The 17,807-nt window shown below is 60.8% G+C and carries 19 protein-coding genes; 10 read left to right on the forward strand and 9 right to left on the reverse strand.

Annotation, left to right across the window (positions count from 1 at the left end; all coding sequences use genetic code 11):
* Positions 1–64 precede the first annotated feature (64 nt).
* Genes KBZ22_RS00555 through secF form a run of 3 tightly spaced genes read left to right on the forward strand, consistent with a single transcriptional unit; the run spans position 65 to position 3,530 of the window.
* Positions 65–1,048, forward strand: coding sequence for a pyruvate dehydrogenase complex E1 component subunit beta (locus KBZ22_RS00555; protein ID WP_255020642.1), 984 nt, complete (start codon positions 65–67; stop codon positions 1,046–1,048).
* 2 nt (positions 1,049–1,050) lie between these two features.
* Positions 1,051–2,553, forward strand: coding sequence for a protein translocase subunit SecD (gene secD, locus KBZ22_RS00560; protein WP_255020643.1), 1,503 nt, complete (start codon positions 1,051–1,053; stop codon positions 2,551–2,553).
* Positions 2,553–3,530 (forward strand): protein translocase subunit SecF, encoded by a 978-nt coding sequence (gene secF, locus KBZ22_RS00565; RefSeq protein ID WP_255020645.1) that lies wholly within the window; start codon positions 2,553–2,555, stop codon positions 3,528–3,530. Before secD ends, secF begins: the two co-directional genes overlap by 1 nt.
* A gap of 270 nt (positions 3,531–3,800) precedes the next feature.
* Here secF and KBZ22_RS00570 read toward each other — a convergent pair whose 3' ends face one another.
* The 4 genes from KBZ22_RS00570 to mnmH are packed head-to-tail and all read right to left on the reverse strand — an operon-like array spanning position 3,801 to position 7,363.
* Positions 3,801–4,802 carry an AI-2E family transporter gene (locus KBZ22_RS00570; RefSeq protein ID WP_255020646.1) on the reverse strand — a complete coding sequence of 334 codons (1,002 nt, stop codon included), beginning with the start codon at positions 4,800–4,802 and terminating at the stop codon, positions 3,801–3,803.
* Between the two features lie 4 nt (positions 4,803–4,806).
* On the reverse strand, positions 4,807–5,895 hold the full coding sequence (locus KBZ22_RS00575; protein WP_255020647.1) for an AI-2E family transporter: 1,089 nt from the start codon (positions 5,893–5,895) through the stop codon (positions 4,807–4,809).
* Between the two features lie 4 nt (positions 5,896–5,899).
* The gene (gene psb28, locus KBZ22_RS00580) at positions 5,900–6,271 is read right to left on the reverse strand and encodes a photosystem II reaction center protein Psb28 (protein WP_106501844.1); all 372 of its coding nucleotides are present in this window, start codon (positions 6,269–6,271) and stop codon (positions 5,900–5,902) included.
* A gap of 24 nt (positions 6,272–6,295) precedes the next feature.
* Positions 6,296–7,363 (reverse strand): tRNA 2-selenouridine(34) synthase MnmH, encoded by a 1,068-nt coding sequence (gene mnmH / locus KBZ22_RS00585; RefSeq protein ID WP_255020648.1) that lies wholly within the window; start codon positions 7,361–7,363, stop codon positions 6,296–6,298.
* A 68-nt stretch (positions 7,364–7,431) separates the two neighbouring features.
* On the opposite strand from mnmH, the gene KBZ22_RS00590 reads away from it, so the two are divergent.
* Entirely contained in the window at positions 7,432–8,160 is a 729-nt protein-coding gene (locus tag KBZ22_RS00590; RefSeq protein WP_255020649.1) for a GUN4 domain-containing protein, read from the forward strand.
* Between the two features lie 22 nt (positions 8,161–8,182).
* Complete coding sequence (locus KBZ22_RS00595) at positions 8,183–8,665, forward strand: ATP-binding protein (protein WP_255020650.1); 483 nt, start codon at positions 8,183–8,185, stop codon at positions 8,663–8,665.
* Here the strand turns inward: KBZ22_RS00595 and KBZ22_RS00600 are convergent.
* Complete coding sequence (locus KBZ22_RS00600) at positions 8,592–8,918, reverse strand: DUF6439 family protein (protein WP_315857937.1); 327 nt, start codon at positions 8,916–8,918, stop codon at positions 8,592–8,594. The genes KBZ22_RS00595 and KBZ22_RS00600 overlap by 74 nt on opposite strands.
* Positions 8,919–8,979: 61 nt before the next feature.
* Here KBZ22_RS00600 and KBZ22_RS00605 point away from each other — a divergent pair, with 61 nt between their 5' ends.
* Complete coding sequence (locus tag KBZ22_RS00605; protein ID WP_106501840.1) at positions 8,980–9,249, forward strand: hypothetical protein; 270 nt, start codon at positions 8,980–8,982, stop codon at positions 9,247–9,249.
* Here the strand turns inward: KBZ22_RS00605 and KBZ22_RS00610 are convergent.
* Positions 9,246–10,304 (reverse strand): class I SAM-dependent methyltransferase, encoded by a 1,059-nt coding sequence (locus KBZ22_RS00610; protein WP_255020651.1) that lies wholly within the window; start codon positions 10,302–10,304, stop codon positions 9,246–9,248. The two genes, KBZ22_RS00605 and KBZ22_RS00610, sit on opposite strands and share 4 nt — an antisense overlap.
* A gap of 139 nt (positions 10,305–10,443) precedes the next feature.
* Between KBZ22_RS00610 and KBZ22_RS00615 the strand changes: the two genes are divergently transcribed.
* Positions 10,444–10,686, forward strand: a complete 243-nt coding sequence (locus KBZ22_RS00615) for a hypothetical protein (RefSeq protein WP_255020652.1) — start codon at positions 10,444–10,446, stop codon at positions 10,684–10,686.
* 28 nt (positions 10,687–10,714) lie between these two features.
* Here the strand turns inward: KBZ22_RS00615 and glnA are convergent, their stop codons facing one another.
* Positions 10,715–12,133, reverse strand: coding sequence for a type I glutamate--ammonia ligase (gene glnA, locus KBZ22_RS00620; protein WP_255020653.1), 1,419 nt, complete (start codon positions 12,131–12,133; stop codon positions 10,715–10,717).
* A gap of 208 nt (positions 12,134–12,341) precedes the next feature.
* On the opposite strand from glnA, the gene KBZ22_RS00625 reads away from it, so the two are divergent.
* Positions 12,342–12,860 carry an allophycocyanin subunit beta gene (locus KBZ22_RS00625; protein WP_254941092.1) on the forward strand — a complete coding sequence of 173 codons (519 nt, stop codon included), beginning with the start codon at positions 12,342–12,344 and terminating at the stop codon, positions 12,858–12,860.
* Between the two features lie 47 nt (positions 12,861–12,907).
* A complete protein-coding gene (locus KBZ22_RS00630; protein WP_396111407.1) occupies positions 12,908–14,101 on the forward strand; it encodes a pyridoxal-phosphate-dependent aminotransferase family protein in 1,194 nt (397 codons plus the stop codon).
* On the opposite strand, the gene KBZ22_RS00635 is transcribed toward KBZ22_RS00630, so the two are convergent.
* Positions 14,064–14,552, reverse strand: a complete 489-nt coding sequence (locus tag KBZ22_RS00635) for a nucleoside deaminase (protein ID WP_255020932.1) — start codon at positions 14,550–14,552, stop codon at positions 14,064–14,066. The two genes, KBZ22_RS00630 and KBZ22_RS00635, sit on opposite strands and share 38 nt — an antisense overlap.
* A 94-nt stretch (positions 14,553–14,646) precedes the next feature.
* On the opposite strand from KBZ22_RS00635, the gene KBZ22_RS00640 reads away from it, so the two are divergent.
* Positions 14,647–16,062, forward strand: coding sequence for an aminotransferase class V-fold PLP-dependent enzyme (locus KBZ22_RS00640; protein ID WP_255020654.1), 1,416 nt, complete (start codon positions 14,647–14,649; stop codon positions 16,060–16,062).
* Positions 16,063–16,257: 195 nt separating this feature from the next.
* On the opposite strand, the gene KBZ22_RS00645 is transcribed toward KBZ22_RS00640, so the two are convergent.
* Positions 16,258–17,805 (reverse strand): DUF697 domain-containing protein, encoded by a 1,548-nt coding sequence (locus tag KBZ22_RS00645; RefSeq protein ID WP_255020655.1) that lies wholly within the window; start codon positions 17,803–17,805, stop codon positions 16,258–16,260.
* Positions 17,806–17,807 lie beyond the last annotated feature (2 nt).

Here is a 17,807-nt window from a genome sequence, read left to right on the forward strand (position 1 = left end):
CTGCTCTCAACCTTCGCCGCCGGCGGCTGAGATAGGTTGGCAGCTAAATGGTGCAAGCCCAGACGTGGCAGAGACGCTGCTGTTCAATGCCCTTCGGGAAGCCATCGACGAGGAGATGGCTAGAGATCCATACGTTTGCGTGATGGGTGAGGACGTCGGCCAATACGGCGGCTCTTACAAGGTCACCAAAGATCTCTACGAGAAATATGGTGAGCTGCGGGTGCTGGACACCCCGATCGCCGAAAACTCATTTGCTGGCATGGCGGTTGGTGCGGCGATGACGGGGCTGCGCCCAATCGTCGAAGGCATGAATATGGGCTTCCTGCTGCTTGCCTTCAACCAAATCTCCAACAACATGGGGATGCTGCGTTACACCAGCGGCGGTAATTACACCATTCCCACTGTCGTGCGGGGGCCAGGCGGGGTTGGTCGCCAGCTGGGCGCTGAGCACAGCCAGCGACTTGAGGCCTATTTCCATGCCGTACCCGGCATCAAAATTGTGGCGGTGAGCACTCCAACCAATGCCAAAGGCCTGATGAAGGCAGCAATCCGCGACAACAACCCCGTGCTCTTTTTCGAGCACGTGTTGCTATACAACCTTTCGGAAGATATTCCAGAAGGTGATTACATCTGTGCCCTTGACCAGGCCGAGGTTGTGAAGGCTGGATCGGATGTCACGATTCTCACCTACTCACGCATGCGTCATCACTGTCTCAAGGCTGTCGAGCAGTTGGAGAAGGCCGGGGTGAGCGTGGAGCTGATCGATCTAATCAGCCTCAAGCCCTTTGATATGGAGACCATATCCGCCTCGATTCGCAAAACTCACAAGGTGATTGTGGTGGAGGAATGTATGAAGACAGGCGGCATCGGGGCTGAATTGCTCGCCTTAATTACGGAAAATTGTTTTGATGAGCTTGATGCCCGGCCGATTCGGTTGTCTTCCCAGGACATCCCCACTCCCTACAACGGTGCCCTGGAAAACCTGACGATCATTCAGCCCCATCAGATTGTTGATGCGGCCCAGCAGCTCGTCGCAGGAAAGATCTAGATATGGCTCGTCAACAGGGGTGGTTTGCCCTGATCCTTGCCTTGGCAATTGCGGCCGGGGCCTTGCTCTTCAACTTTCCTTTGCAGCTGGGACTGGATCTGCGTGGCGGCAGCCAGCTCACCCTGGAGGTGCTTCCTGCCGGTGCTGTCAAGACAGTTCAGAAAGAACAACTAGAGGCGGTCAAGGAGGTGCTGGAGCGGCGCATCAATGGCCTGGGCGTTGCCGAGTCCACTCTCCAGACCGTTGGTGAAGACCAACTGGTACTTCAGCTCCCAGGAGAACAGGACCCAAGCCGGGCCGCAAAAGTACTAGGAACCACGGCCCTGTTGGAGTTCCGGGCCCAGAAGCCAGGCACTGAGCAGGAGATGCAGGGTTTGTTGCAGCTGAAGCGTCAGGTGCAGTCCGTGCTCAACCAGAAACGTGCTCGAGCAGCGGCGGCCTCCGATCGTCAGAGCCCACCTCCCGAGATTCAACTCAAGGCTGAGGATCTTGCCCTGGCTATGCAGAAGCTAGGCCTCAGCGTGCCCGCCGGCAGCAGTGAAAGTGACCAGCTCGATTTGTTGTTGAGCACCGTAAACAGCAAGATCGTCGCCCTCTACGAACCTGCCACACTCACCGGCAAGGATCTCACCACAGCCGGGCGTCAACAGCAACAAACGGGCTCAGGGTGGGATGTGACCCTTTCGTTCAACCGGGAGGGAGGTGACAAGTTCGCTGCCCTCACCAAGTCGATCGCCGGCACGGGACGTTTGCTTGGGATTGTCCTGGATGGCCGCTCAATCAGCGAGGCCAGTGTTGGCCCTGAGTTCAAGGTTGCCGGCATCTCTGGCGGATCAGCCAGCATCACCGGCAATTTCAGCGCTGAAGAGTCCCGTGACCTGGAGGTGCAACTGCGGGGTGGCTCCTTGCCCCTTCCGATCAAAGTGGTGGAGGTCCGCACGGTCGGTCCCTCCCTGGGGGCCGAGAACATCCGCACCAGCTTGGTAGCCTCTCTATCCGGTCTGGCCCTGGTAGCGGTGTTCATGGCCGTGACCTACCGACTGCCGGGCATCGTGGCAGTGGTGGCACTAAGCCTCTATGCACTGTTCAACCTGGCTGTCTACAGCCTGATTCCAGTCACTCTCAGCCTGCCGGGGATTGCTGGGTTCATCCTTTCGATCGGCATGGCTGTTGATGCCAACGTGCTGATCTTCGAGCGCATCAAGGAGGAGCTGCGAGCAGGAAATACCCTAATTCGCTCTATCGATACTGGGTTTTCCCTGGCCTTGTCCTCGATCGTGGACGGCCATGTCACCGGTCTGATCAGCTGTGCAGCGCTGTTCGCGCTTGGCACCGGCCTTGTTAAGGGGTTTGCCGTGACCCTCGCCATCGGTCTGCTGCTAAGCCTCTTCACCTCACTTACTTGCACCCGCAGCTTGATTCGGGTCTTGATGAGCTATCCGGCCCTGCGTCGCACCATCTATTTCCTGCCCCATGCCCAGTTGCCCCTGGGTGCCAAATCCTGATGGCCAGTTCCGTGTCTACCACCACAGCACCAACCCCCCGTTTTCGCATCAGCCGCTATCGCCAGCTTGCATGGTGGGTCTCGGGCCTGGCCTGTCTATTTAGTCTGCTGGGATTGCTGCTCTGCTTGCTCAACCCGGCGATTGCCTCCCCCTTGAAGCCGGGTCTTGATTTCACTGGCGGCACCCAGATTCAGATCGAACGGAGCTGTCCCGCTCCTGCCTGCTCCGCCATCACCGCTGCACAGGTTCAGTTGCAACTGGCCGGTGTCACCTTGCCACCCCAGCCAGGAGATGCCCCGCCCCGCTTGACTGGGACTGCTGTTCAGGTGCTCGACCAGGGACGCTCCTTGGTGATTCGGCTGCCAGCCCTGAGTCCAACCCAGAGCAACGCCGTGATTGCAGCGATTTCAGTCGCCATTGGTCCCCTGGACCCGGCAGGCACATCGGTAAATACCATTGGTCCAACGCTCGGGGCTCAGCTTCTGCAGGGCAGTCTGATTTCTCTGCTGGTGAGTTTTGCGGCTATCTCCCTCTACATCGCCGTCCGCTACGACTTGCTATTCGCCTTCCTTGCATTGCTTTGCCTGGCCCATGACGTGTTGATCACTTGCGGGGTGTTTGCCTGGTTGGGCCTAGTGGCGGGCATTGAGGTCGATTCTCTGTTTGCTGTTTCCTTGATCACTGTGGCTGGTTATTCGGTCACCGACACCGTGGTGGTATTCGACAGAATTCGCGAGCAGAAGACCAGCCTGGCCCACTTACCGCTTCAGCAGCAGGTGGATGTGGCGGTGGATGCAACCTTGACCCGCTCCCTCTACACCTCTTTGACCACCCTGTTGCCCCTGCTGGGTCTGATTTTCTTCGGGGGCAGCAGCTTGTTCTGGTTCTCCGTGGCGTTGGCCATCGGTATTGCCGTGGGCAGCTGGTCCAGCATTGGCGTGGCCCCCACTTTGTTACCGGTATTGTCCCGTCGCTAATCAGCCCCCTGCTCATGTTGAAAGGCTGGGCCGCCGCAGCCTGAGGGGCTCCATTGTGCCCATCTTGCTCGCTCTGCTTGCTCTTCTAGATCTGCGAGTCGAGCTGCAGCTACTGGCAGACCACTTCACCTTGTCTTCCTTGGCGGCAGCGGTTCGCAATCATCTCCTGGCTACCGCAGTGCTGTTTTTATTGCCATCGCTATTGCGTCACTACCGCCAAAGGCCATAGTAATAATTCTAGTGACCATTCCAATTGATCACTCTTGGTGATCAATTCCAGTGATCCATTACTTCCTTTACCAATACTTCTTCAAAGAGAACTTGCAGTACAACCACTAAGGGCAAGGCAAGTAGCACTCCTGGCAGCCCAAGCAGAGCTCCCAGGCATAGCTGGGCAGTGAGTGCGACGGTGGGCAACAAATTGACGGTTCGCCGCAGCAAAACAGGCGTAAGCAAAAAGGCTTCGGCGTTCTGCAAAATGAGCCGCAGCACTAACACCTGCAGCATTTTTGCTGGTGATACCAGCAACCCCACCGCCAGGGGCAACAAAGTGGCAGCGGTGGGGCCAATCGTGGGCACGAAGGTAAGCAGGCCGCAAACCAGGGAGCTCAATAGGGCCAGCGGGACGCCCAACAGGGCTAGCCCGGCCCAGGTGAGCAGAAACACGCTCACGGCAGAAAGGGTCATGCCAGCTAGCCAGCCACCAAGAGCCTGGCGGGATTCACCCAGCAGATGTTTCATCTGGGGGCGCCAGAAGCTGGGAGTTAGGGAAACAATCACCTTTTGATGACTGCGTGGATCCAGGGCCAGCAGAATCGCCAGTAAGGCCATCAACAGCATCTGGATAGTGGTGTTTGCGGCGCCGCCGGCTAGGCCAAGCAACTGGCCGCCTAGGGGCTGGAGGCGCTCCCATGTACCAAGCGCCATCAACTGCTGCTCCAGATCAGGCAGCCAATCCACCTGGCGGGCCAGGCTGCTCAGTCGTAAAGCCAAGACAGGCAAAAGGGTGGTCAATTGTTTGATCTGCTCCAGCAGCTCAGGCAGCAACAGCTGGCCCAGCACCCCGCCTAGCAACACCAGTGAAACCAGCACCACAATTAAGGCGGCTGGGCGGTTCAGAGGCAGGAGGCGTCGCAGCAGGGTGATCGGTACGTCAAGGGCGACAGCCAGCACCACGGCACCGAACAGCACAAGCAGCACCCACCGCAATTCCCAGGTGAGCAGCCCGATAACAACCAGGGCTAGTGCTCCAAGCACTGTGCGGCCGTTCATTGCGTCAGCCCGTCAGGCGCAGGCGTTTCCATGGGTCCAGGATGTCGTGAATCAGCAGTTCGCGCACAATCACCTGCAGGCAAACGGCTAACGGCAAGGCCAGCAACAGCCCCAGCGGTCCAAACACAACCGTGAACAACAGCTGGGCCGTGAGGGTGAAGCCAGGCAGCAGCTTGAGCTGGTGATGCATCACCGAAGGTGTAATTAGATAGCTCTCCAGGTTTTGAACAGCGACATAAAGCGCTAGCACCGCTGCTGCTTTCCAGGGAGCATCTAGTAGGGCCACGGACATCGGAAAAACCGTGCTTAGGGTTGGTCCAATGTTGGGAATGATGTTGAGCAGGCCTGCAAGCAGGGCATTTGCTGCCACCAACTTCACCCCGAGCAAACTCAGACCGATAGACGCCAAGATGCCGACGCAAAGTGAGCTGATTAACACCCCCACCATCCAGGCACTTAGGGCATCACCGCATTGCACCAAAACCTGACGGAAGCGGCGCCGGTAAAACGATGGCACGAGCAGCACACCCACCTCTAGGTAGGCAGTTGGCTGCACAGCCACCATCACAGCAACGGCAACTACAAACAGGATCTGCAGCAGGCCGGTGCCAACTCCACCTGCAAGCCCAAGCAGGCGCAGGGCGCCGCTGCCCAAGCTGCTGCTCAGGCGGGGGGAGAGGCCTGGCACACCACCAGCGTCGCTACCAACAAGCCCATCTCGCAGCCAGGAAAGGTCACCATCCCCGCTGCCATAAATCATTTGAGATACCTGCGATAGACCATCTCTCAAGAGATCCAGCAGGGTTTCGGCTGCTGCCGGCAACTTGCCGAGCAACTGGCTGAATTGGTCAACGAAAGGGGGGATCACCACCGTGGCAGCCACGGCCAACACCAGAAGTACCGTGCCCAGGCTGAGCAGGAAAGCCAGCGGCCTGGAGCATCCGAGCCGGGACCGGATAGATCCCACCAGGGTGCAAAGGGCCATAGCCAACACCACGGCGGCAAACAGGTAAATCAGGCTCTGACGCAAGCTCCAAAGCAGCACCAGAGATGCCACCAATGCGAACAGGCCTAACCACTGGCCGAATTTCAAGGTCTCAGGCCTCGTCCTGCTCGGGCTGATCATCATCTTTATTACCCGAGAAGCCCAGGTCGTGGCTGTCGGCGTAGCGCTGGGCGAAGCGCATGAAGCGATCAAAATCCTCCGTGCTCTTCCAAGTGAAGGTGCACTCCAAGGCGCTGGCCTTGCCGTTGACGAAGCGGGCCTTCACTTCACGGGTCACCAGCTCGCCTTCCTCATCCACCAGAAACATGCCGGTAATGTCGCCCATGCTTTCGGGGGCAAGGGCATCGGGCTCGTCGAACACGAAAAGGGCCTGGCCGGTACGGCCGTCCCGCGAGCGGGTGAGGCGGATGTCGGGCACGACCGGCTCATCCACCCCACGGAAGAACTGAATGGCGGCGCCCATGGCAAGCGGGAACAAAAATCAATCCTAGGAGCCCGCCTTAACTGACTCCCCACAGACCTGCTCCCACCAGGGAGCTGGTTGCAGCAATTCAGCTGCAGCTGCATCGGGGTCTAGTCCGCCCAAATCGAAGCTGGCCAACAGGGCTTTAGCTCGCCTGCTGAGCTCGTTGTCGTAGCAGCGATCGTAGTAGTCGAGCATTTGCAGGCAGGCAGTAGCCCAGTCATGAGCGGCGATCGCCTCCAGAGCTGTTGCCGTGCGCTGGGGGCCAAGCCGCCGGGCGATGCGTTCGGTGGCGAGGCGCAAGTACTCCTCCCCTTGATTGCCGTATACCGCAACCAGTTGCTCAACCCGCTCCGCCATAGGACGTTGGATCTCAACAGCCGGCGCCTCACCCATTTGGCGCCACAAGCCCGCGGGTATACGGCAGCGACCGACTTGGGCGCTTTCGGCCTCAAGCCAGATCGGTGCCTGGCCGGCGCTGGCCGTAAGGCTTGCAGCCAGGAGGTTCTCGTAGTGCTCCGTGCTCGGTTGAGGGGGTTGGCCCAAGCCGCCGAAACTGCTGCCGCGGTGATTGGCTAATCCCTCCAGATCAACGACCGCCTGCCCTCTTTGCCGAAGGGCATGCAACAGGTCGGTTTTGCCCGTGCCGGTGCGACCGCCGAGCACCAGTAGGGGCCAGCCGGACTCAAAGCATTCCAACACCCAGCGTCGGTAGGCCTTGTAGCCGCCTTCCAACAGCAAAACGGGCAGCTCCAAAGTGCTCGCCAGCCAAGCCATGCTGCCTGAGCGCATGCCACCTCGCCAGCAGTGCAGGCGCAGGGTCTTGTCTGCATCAGCAAGCTCCAATAGGGCCTGGGCAAGGGATGGCAACTTCAGGCCAACCAGTTCCAGGCCCAGTTGCACGGCAAGCTGCCGTCCCTGTTGCTTGTAGACAGTGCCAACTTGAGCTCGCTCGTCGTTGCTAAACAGCGGCAGGTTGACCGCTCCGGGCACATGACCCTGTTCAAACTCCCCTGGGCTGCGCACGTCCACGATCGGCCCCTCGGCCGCCAGGAATGCGTTCACATCTTGGGGAGGGCAGGAGCCCGACATCACTGTTGAGGATCTCAGCTGACATAGTGGGCCACGCTGGCACTGCTTCAGGCTCGGCTTCCATTTCCATGCTTTCCGGACCTCCGGTCACCGCCACTACCGGCACCAGCCCTAGTGCCCTGCTTGAGCGCTTTCAGGCCGGCAATACCCGTCAAAGGCGTTCCTTGCTGGCCACCCTGCAGCAGCAGAGCCATGCGTTACGGCCCCTAATCCCAGACCATCTGGCTGGCGTTGATGCCACCGGAGATGACTGGGCAGCTGGTTTTTTAATTCAGCTCCTGCTCGATGAACAGGATGGGCTGCGCGAAGAGTTTCTGGCCCGCTACCCCGATGGCTGGCTTGCCACGGTGTCGGCCCGCGGATTGGACTACGCACCCCTTCAACGGGCCCTGATGGCTCAGCAGCTTGAGGAAGCCGACCGAATCACCAGCAGCTTGCTCCGGGAGCTGGCCGGCCCAGAAGCCGTACGCCGCGGCTACGTGTATTACAGCGAGGTGCCGCCGATAGCCTCCGCCGACCTAGACAGCCTCGATCGGCTCTGGGTCTGTTTTTCACGCGGCCGTTTTGGCTTCTCGGTGCAGGGCAGGTTGCTACGCAGTTGCAATGGCCGTTGGGAGCTGCTCTGGCCCAAGTTGGCCTGGAAGGACGCAGGCCGCTGGACTCGCTACCCCGGCTCCTTCCAGTGGTCCATTGAGGCCCCTGAGGGCCACATGCCCCTTGTCAATCAACTGCGCGGTGTGCGGCTGATGGATGCCCTGCTCAACCACCCAGCTCTGCAACAGCGGATCAGGCCCTGAGCAAGGGTGCAGGCAGCGGCGTATGGTCAAAACGGCACCTGCGTATCTCAGCCCGATGGCCCTGCGCTGGTCGGACTTCATCACGCCTTCAACGCTGCAGCTAGCACCGCTGTTGGAACTGTTGATTGAGCCCATTCGCTGCCTGCAGCTTCAGGGCCAGGTGCAGCTTGGCCTGCAAGAAGCACTGGTCAATGCGGTCCGCCATGGCAACGGGTGCGACCCAGCCAAATGCTTGAGAGTGCGCCGTATTGAAACCCCCAACTGGCTGGTGTGGCAGGTGCAGGATGAGGGAGCCGGGGTGCCACCAGCGGCTCGCAGCACAAGCCTGCCTGAGCAGCTAGATGCTGCGGGTGGTCGCGGGCTGTTTTTGATTCATCACTGCTTCGACGACGTGCGCTGGAGTAACCGTGGCAACCGGTTGCAACTGGCAGTCAGTCGGCAGCGAGCTTCGTTGCTGGTGCCGGTCGGTGGCTGGGGCAACCAGGATCGTTCAACTCAGCCTTGAGCCAGCCGAGTCCATGCTCAACCAACTCGATGGCCTGGCGGCGTGCGTCTGAGGATTGAGGTGCCCCGGGATCATCACCCCTAAGCAGCAGCACCAGGGCTGCAGCAAGCTGCTCAGCGCCGCGCCGGGGGCGTTGGGACTTGAAGGCGTGCCATTCCCGGTCGCCTATGGCCAGATGTCGCTGCAAAGCGACAGCCAGCTCTAAGGAGCCTTCTGGCCAGCTTCGTTTTTGCTTGGACAACGGGGTTTGCACTGGACGGCTACAGGCTCAAGGTTCCATCCTGAAGCCTGTAACGCCTCGTTGGGAGCTGGCCATGCCGACGCGACCATTGGGCCACCACTCGGTGCGCCAACCAATTCGCCTACTGCACCTGCTGGATGGGCTGCTCACCCAGGCATCTTTGACAGCTAAAAGCTCCGGGGTCAATCAGCGGCGGCAACGCCAGCGCCTTGAGCTAACCCAGAGATTGCTTGATCCCCTGCCCGAGCAGCTAGCTCCCCCCTACCGCCAGGAGGTGCTGTTTTGGCGTGGGCTGCGCTGGGCCACCGCCGGCCTGCTCCTGGCCTGGATTCTGAAGCGCTAGCGAGGTTTGCGGGCCGTCCAGACCCGAGTCATGAAATGGCTTTGGGCCGTGATGCCCTCAAAGCCAGGCTGGGCAAGACGAGCTCCGATGTCATCAGAGATGTAATCGCGGTAGTAGGGCTCATGGAAAACCCGCCGGAAGTTCTCCATTACGGCACTGAATTGGGGTGAATCAGCCAGTTGTACGGAGTCGGCAATGACCACAACCCCTCCAGGCTCCAACACCCGGTAGGCCTGATTAATCACGTTCTGACGTGCCTGCCCCGGCAGCTCGTGGAACAGAAAAACGCAGGTGACCGCTTGAAAGCTTGCGTCGGCAAAGGGCAGTGCCTCAGCGTTGCCTTGGGTTAGCTGGGGAAGTTCACCGGGCAGCTGACTAAGCCATTTATTGGCTTGGCGCAGGTAGGCACTGGAAAGATCCAATCCCACCAATTGGGCCTTGGGTAAAGCCGCCCTGATCTGACGCAGGGTGCGGCCGGTGCCGGTGGCAAGGTCGAGCACGCGCACCTGGCCAGCTGGGCGATCGGCGAAGGCTTTGATACCCCGCAGCAGGGGAGCCAGAACCCGCCGCCGCATTGGGTCGGCAGTGCCATTAAACAGAATTTCAACCTGCAGGTCGTAGAGCGCCGCGGAGTGGTCGCTTAGGTAGCCGTCGGTCTGGTGATGAAAATTTTGAAGGTAATAGTCGGGGTAATTATCTTGATCAACACTGCTGGGCAAATCGCGCACATTGCGCTCCCGGCGGCGATTCCAGGTGCTGGGCATATCGAGCCACACCATTGGATACCGACTCGCCCAATCAAGCCAAGGGGCATCGAACAGCAGGGATGGCGGGTAAAGGCCCTGTTCTGCTTCCTGCCAGTCGCGCTCGTGCAATGAATCCATGGCCTGCCTGAGGCTGCCCATTAATTCAGGCGGGATTGGCACGGTTTTGGGGGTGCCATCTGGAGCAAGCAACCCCATAAGCCTGGTGCTCACCTCCTTATGGGTGACCCCAAGGAGCGCCCTGCCCTGCTGCATGGTTTGGTAGGCCAACTTTGTGAGCTGATCGGGCATGGCTAGGCAATGGCTTGCCTCCATTTCAGCGAATTTGTACTGACACCGCGATTGCTGAAGAGCTGTGAAGCTATGGCTGTTTCGTAGCAACCGCTACCAAAACAGCTGCAGACTGGATCCAGAGAGAGGGGAGCGCGACATGACCATTGCCCGCCTGCAGAGCCAGCATGCCGATCCTGAATTTCAAACCTGGAGCCTGTTGCACGCCCGTGACAACCGCCTCCATGGCGCCGAACTGGCCCAGATAACCAAGCACCACGATCCCAACCCCGCCGGGGACGCCCTGCATCAGCTCCAAACCTGGGCTAGGCGCCAGGCCCGCGAAAAGCAAATGCAGGCAAGCGCTATCGCCCACCTGCGCTATTGCCCACCGGCGTCTTAGCCAGCAGGCGTAGTTGCTTGGTACCTAATCAAGCGTCGTAGTACATCACGAACTCGTGGGGGTGGGGCCGCTGGCGTAGCTGCTGCACTTCCTCGTATTTAAGGGTTATCCAGTTGTTAATGAAGTCTTCGGTGAAGACGCCACCAGCTAGCAGGTAATCCTTGTCTGCATCGAGGGCCTCAAGGGCACCATTCAGTGAGGCCGGCACAGTGGAGATGCGAGCCAATTCCTCTGGCGAGAGCTCGAACAGATCAACATCGGTGCCATCGCCCGGGTCGATTTGGTTCTTGATGCCATCGATGCCTGCCATCAACATTGCCGCGAAGCCGAGGTAGGGGTTGGACAGGGCATCGCCGGAGCGGAATTCCAGGCGTTTGGCCTTGGGGCTCGGGCCCGTAAGCGGAATGCGAACCGCCGCGGAACGATTGCCCTGGGAATAAACCAGGTTCACCGGAGCCTCGAAGCCTGGCACCAATCGCTTGTAGCTGTTGGTGGTGGGATTAGTGAAGGCAAGGAAACTGGGAGCGTGCTTCAGCAGCCCTCCGATGTACCAACGGGCAGTCTGGGAAAGGTTGGCGTAGGTGCCTTCACCGAAAAACAGGGGATTGCCGCCTCTCCAGAGGCTCTGGTGTACGTGCATGCCGCTGCCGTTATCGGCGAACACGGGTTTAGGCATGAAGGTGGCCGTCTTGCCGTACTTACGGGCAACGTTGCGCACTACGTATTTGTAGATCATCACGTTGTCGGCTGCGCTGACCAGCTCGGCAAACTTGATACCCAGCTCATGCTGGGCTGTTGCCACCTCGTGGTGCTGCTTCTCGATCGGCACGCCCAGGCTGCCCATGGTGAGCAACATCTCCGTGCGCATGTCTTGAAGGGTGTCGTTGGGGGCGACCGGGAAGTAGCCCTCCTTCAACTGAATCTTGTAGGCAAGGTTGCCACCCTCCTCGAGGCGGGCGCTATTCCAAGGAGCTTCAACTGAATCGACGCTGTAAAAGCTGCTGCCGCTGCCTGAGCTGTAGCGGACGTCGTCGAAGACAAAGAATTCAGGTTCCGGCCCGAAGTAGGCGGTATCGGCGATGCCGGTGGAACCGAGATAGTTGAGGGCTTTCTGGGCCAACGCCCGGGGGCAACGGCCATAGGGCTTGCCACTGCGGGGCTCCTGGATCGAGCAGATCAGGCTCAGGGTTTTGTGGCTGTAAAAGGGATCGATCCAGGCAGTGTTGGGGTCCGGCACCATCGCCATGTCCGATTCGTTGATCGCCTTCCAGCCCCGAATCGAGGAGCCGTCAAAGGCAACGCCATCGCTAAAGGAGGCCTCGTCGATCAGGTCGCGGCAGACCGTCAGGTGCTGCCACTTGCCATGCAAGTCGACAAACTTGAGGTCGATCAGCTCGATTCCCTCCTCATGGATCTGACGGAGTACGTCCTGGGCTGTTTGGGCCATTGCGAACAAGAAGAATGGGTGCCGACCGGTTTCGGCGTCGCCGGACCGTACGGATCGGCCAGAAGCTAATTGGTATCGACTGTAACCAAACTGAAGGCGAGGATTGCGTAACCGTTTCTGTCAACTTCCCCAGAACCCATCCCTGGCCTGGGATTTGGCGGAATGTGAGTGCTAGTTTCCGATGCAGGTGCGTCGATTTAATTCCGCCATGCGCGATGCCATCACTGGTCTGATTGGCCGTTATGACCAGCTCGGCCGCTACTTAGACCGCAATGCGATCGACCGCATCAGCGCTTATTACTCCGAATCCAGCGTGCGCCTGGCTGCGGTGGAGCTGATCAACCGAGAGGCGGCGACCATCGTGCGCGAGGCGGCGCAGCGTCTCTGGCTTGCTGATCCCGAGCTGATCCTGCCCGGTGGCAACGCCTACACCACAAGGCGCCTTTCGGCTTGCCTGCGGGACATGGATTACTTCCTGCGTTACGTCAGCTATGCCCTGATCGCCGACGACGCATCGATCCTCAACGAGAGGGTGCTGAATGGTCTTGACGACACATACAAGAGCCTTGGCGTGCCGACCGGCCCCACCGTCCGCAGCATTGCCTTGATGGCTGATGTGGTCTGCGAGATGCTGCTCGACGCCGGTGTGGCATCCGCGGCAGTGGTTCGGGCCCCCTTTGACCATCTCTGCCGTGGTCTTGGTGCCACCAATCTGCGGGCCCGCTAGGCCCCGGAATTGTTGCTTAGGCTCGATTTACCCGCTCCATCCTGGTCTTGGTTCCCCTGCCCGTGCTGCCACCAGTTAATTCAGCCCATCGCCGGACGCTGGCCCCAATAGCTACGCCAGATCGTCTGCTGCTCGGTCCTGGCCCCTCCAATGCCCATCCCACCGTGCTTCAGGCCCTGGCCCGAATGCCGATTGGTCACCTCGACCCTCTCTACGTCGAGCTGATGGGTGAGGTGCAGGAGCTGCTCCGCTACGCCTGGCAGACCGACAACCGCCTCACCATTCCAATGAGCGGCACCGGCAGTGCGGCCATGGAAGCCAGCCTGGCCAACACGATTGAGCCTGGAGACACCGTTTTGGTGGCCGTCAAGGGCTATTTCGGCCTACGTCTGGCCGACATGGCCGGTCGCTACCGGGCCAATGTTGTGACGATCGAGAAGCCCTGGGGGGAAGCATTCAGCCTTGCTGAACTCGAGAACGCCGTAGCCACCCATCGGCCCAAAATTCTGGCCATTGTCCACGCCGAAACATCGACCGGGATCTGCCAGCCCATGGAGGGCATCGGCGATCTCTGCCGTCAGCACGACTGCCTGCTCTTGCTTGATACCGTCACTTCCCTTGGTGCGGTGCCCCTCTACCTCGATGAATGGAAGGTAGATCTGGCCTACAGCTGCAGCCAGAAGGGCCTCAGCTGTCCTCCAGGACTTGGTCCCTTCACCATGGGCCCGCGAGCCGAAGCAAAAATGATGGCCCGGGCCGGCAAGGTCCCCAACTGGTACTTGGACGTCACCCTGCTGAATCAGTACTGGGGCAGCGATCGGGTGTACCACCATACGGCGCCAGTCAATATGAATTTCGGCATGCGCGAAGCCCTGCGCCTGCTTGCCGAGGAGGGGCTGGAGGCAGCCTGGGCACGCCACCGCAGCAATTCCGAGCTCCTATGGGCTGGTCTCGAAGCCCTCGGGCTCGAGCTGCATGCCCCGGCAGAACTGCGCCTACCCACCCTCACCACGGTGCGGATCCCCGCAGGAGTTGATGGAAAAGCCTTCTCCCAGCACCTGCTCACTAAGCATGGCATTGAGGTAGGTGGAGGCTTGGGAGCGCTGGCGGGCAAGGTTTGGCGGATCGGCTTGATGGGTTACAACAGCCAGCCTGAAAACGTCGACCTCCTGCTCAACCTGTTTGAAACAGAGCTGCCGGCCTTCAGGCCCGCAGTTGCCCCTGCTGCCGTCGCCGCCTAAACCAGCTCGCCAGCAGACCGCTGGCCTCTTCGCCCAAAACCCCTCCGATCACGGTCATGTGGTGATGGGCACTGGCATTGCTGGCTAAGTCAAGGCAACTGCCGAGGGCGCCCCTTTTCGGATCCGTAGCGCCGAAAATTACCGTTCCCATGCGAGCTTGCACCAAGGCACCGGCACACATGGGGCAAGGTTCCAGGCTCACCAGCAAAGTGCAGCCATTAAATCGCCAGTCGCCGCGCAAGCGGGCCGCCTGACCAAGGGCCACCAGTTCGGCGTGGCCAAGGGGATCGCTGTGCTGTTCGCGCCGATTGCTACCCCAGCCGATACAGCGTCCGCCTTCATCGAGCACCACAGCGGCGACGGGAATTTCGCCCTGGTTTCCGGCCCGTTCTGCGTGGCGCAGCAGCAGTTGCATCCACTGGCGTTGCAGCTGGGGCCCTGGTGGGCCCATAAGTTGGGAACGATCCACTGCTTGCTGCCCGCAGCACAAACCCACTTGTAGCCCACCTCCACAGGTGAGAATGGCTTGATCCGATCGGTTTTCGTTGGCTAGCGCCCCCCCTGCCCCGCGGGCCAGCCAGCCCCTGCCCTTCGCCAGTCCGGAGCAGCTAGACCCCAGGCTGCAGGACTTTTTAGAGCAGGCTTCACGGCAGCTCTGTGTGTGGCTTGGTAGCGCTGCCGAACGCTCGCCACTGCCAGGCTTGAGCGTTTTGCCACCGGTGGAGCCGGAAGATCACGGTTTGGCTCCGGAGATGCTGCTCGCCGATCTGCAGCTGGTGATGGATGGGGCCTTCAATCCCAACCACCCCGGTGCCCTTGCCCATCTCGACCCACCGCCTCTGCCGGCCTCGGTGGCTGCAGATTTGATCTGCGCCGGCCTTAACAACAACATGTTGGCTGAGGAGTTGTCCCCCAGCTTGAGCCGCCTTGAGCGCAGCCTCACGGCCTGGCTGGCTGAGCAGCTAGGCCTGCCTGCGGGTAGTGGCGGTGTGGCCGCCAGCGGCGGCACCCTTTCCAACTTGATGGCTCTGGTGGCGGCGAGACGCCAGCGGCGTCTTGCCATAGACGGCCGGGCGGTGGTGGTGGCAAGCATTGATGCCCATGTCTCCCTCGCTAAAGCACTGGCGGTGATGGGCTTACCGCCTGAGGCCCTGCGGCCGGTGGCAGTAGATAGCCAGGGCCGACTAGATCCAACCGCTCTGGAGGTGGAGCTTGATCAACTCGAGCGGGCTGGGCTGCCAGTGATCGCGGTAGTTGCAACCGCTGGCACCACCGTTCGGGGGGCAGTCGACCCCCTCAGTGCGATAGCTGGGATTTGCCAGCGGCGGGGCCTGTGGCTGCATGTGGATGGCGCTATCGGGGCCGTGTTTGGCCTGGTGCCTGCCCACCGCCATCGGGTTGCTGGCCTGGAGGGAGCCGATTCGATCACGGTCAATCCCCAGAAACTGCTGGGAATCACCAAAACGTCCTCCCTGCTGTTGCTGGCCCGCCCCCAGGCACTGGCGGAGGCGTTTCACACCGGACTGCCCTACATGGAGCCGAGCTGGGGCGGCAGCCACGGCGGTGAAAGTGGCCTGCAGGGCACCCGGCCTGCCGAAATTCTCAAGCTTTGGCTCGGATTGCGGCAGCTTGGCCTAGTGGGCATCGAAGCGGTGCTCGATGGGGCTATTCAGCGTCGCCGCCAGCTTCAGGCCCTACTGACACCCAACGAGAGGCTGCAGCTGGTCGGTGGCTCCTTCCATCTGCTGGCCTTCACCCCCCAGCAACTTGATGCCGCCGGCAGCCAGGCCTGGAGCGATCGCACTCGCCAGCGACTGCTCCAGGAGCAGCTGATGCTTTCGCGCCCTCACTACGCCGGGCGCCACCATCTCAAGGCCGTGCTTGGTAACCCCCACACCAAGCCTGCCCACCTCGAAAACCTCGCCAGGGTTGTGCATGCCAGCCTCGACGATCAATCCTGATACCCCTTCCCCCTGTGAGTGAACCCCCTAGTGACCCCCCTGCTGTGACGACCTCAGGCCGCGGCCGCTGGGTCGCGATCGTGTCTGGCGCTATTTCGGTATTAATCGGCATTCTTTATTTGGCCATGATCGTGGTGCTTGATAGCCGGGGGCCACTGCAGCCACCACCACCGGAGGCCATGGGCGAGCTGCCGATCAGTCGGACCCAGGCCTTGGCGGCAAACTCCGCTGCTTTGCCTGCAGCGGCTGCACCACCCGGCTGAAGGCGGCTTTAAGGAAGCGACTCATGGCCCCGTCGCGTCGGCTGAGGTCGTACTGCTGCTGCACAACCTCCTGCACACCCCCGTCGCCCCAGTCTTGGTCTCGCTCGAAGTAGGTGATGAAGCTCAGCCCCGCAACCCGGGTGAGCCAGGCAGCGCTGACCGCCTGAATGGCACGGCTCATAACCAGAGCAGGTACGTTCAGGCTTAGGGCCGCACTAAGCAAGCTGACGCCCCCCTTCACCAGCCCGAGGCCAGCCATGGTGCGTCCAACGGAAAGGGCCAGATCCTGGGCACTCTGGCGACTCATGCTGATGCCATAAATACGGGCGATCTCCACCACCATCTGGGCGTTTACAGCTGCGGCACCGAGCAGGTCCAGACCAGGTAGGGGTGTGACGGCAAGCACCCCGGCTCCTATCCACATGTAGCGATCAACGATTACCTCGCAGTCGCTGCGGCGCTGACTGGTCAGCAGGGAGCGGCTCGCCTCACTGAGCCGCCGGCACTGCAACAGCAGGTTGTCGGCAATTAGTTCTTCCCCATCGGCGTGGAGCACGGCCGCAATGCGGCGTAACAGGGCATCGACCTCGGCAGCTGGCTGTAAAGGACGCCCCCCTGGCATAGGCACGCTCTGGGGTGCCGCGCTTGCAGGGATCACGTCTTCGGCCGCAATGTGGTCGCGGCTGCGTTGGCGCAGTAGCTGCAGCAAGCGCCCCTCCTCCTGCTCGCCGCGCAGATCGCACTTGTTGAGCACCAGCATCAGCCGCTTTCCAAGACCAGCTAGGGCCTCAAAAACCTCAAGCTCGGCGGCGCGCAGGTCGCCGTCCACCACAAGTAGGAGCAGGTCCGCCTTGCTTGCCTGGTCGCGGGCGAGTCGCTCCCTCTCCAGGCCAGCAGCACCTGCTTCGAGGATGCCGGGCGTGTCAACTAAAACCACGGCTCGCTGCAGGCTGCGCAGCCGCAGGCGATAGCGCTGGGTTTCGCTGGTGGATCCCATGGCAGCTCCCACCTTGCCCACCAGCTCCTGCAGCAGGGCCCGGATCAGAGAGGTTTTGCCTGCCGACCCCGTACCGAACAGCACAATCACGAGATCGCCCCGTTCGAGCTCGGCCTGCATGCGCTGCCGCTCTTGACGCAGGGCTTCCCGCTCCACCGCATCTCGCACCCGATCGAGGGTTTGATCGATGGCGGCAAGGTTTTGGGCAGCTGCTTCTCGGCGGTTACCCGGTGGCGGCAAGCTGGCAGCCGCTCCAGGCCTGGCCTTGCCCGTAATTGTGCGCAGCCACGGCCAGGCAAGTTGCACTAGCAGGAGCACGAAGCCAGCGAACACAAGGGCAAACACCGGCTGAACGATCCAGCTCGGCAGATACCAGCTCAGTTGCCAGTAGAGGTTGCTGACCCCCTGCAGCAAGGCGCCAACGGCGATCAGGGCCAGCACAGCCAGGCCGGCGATGATCCACAGGCGGGTGCGGGTGCTCACAA

This window comes from Cyanobium sp. L1E-Cus (assembly GCF_024345755.1).
In the GTDB taxonomy this organism is placed as follows: Bacteria; Cyanobacteriota; Cyanobacteriia; order PCC-6307; family Cyanobiaceae; genus Cyanobium_A; species Cyanobium_A usitatum.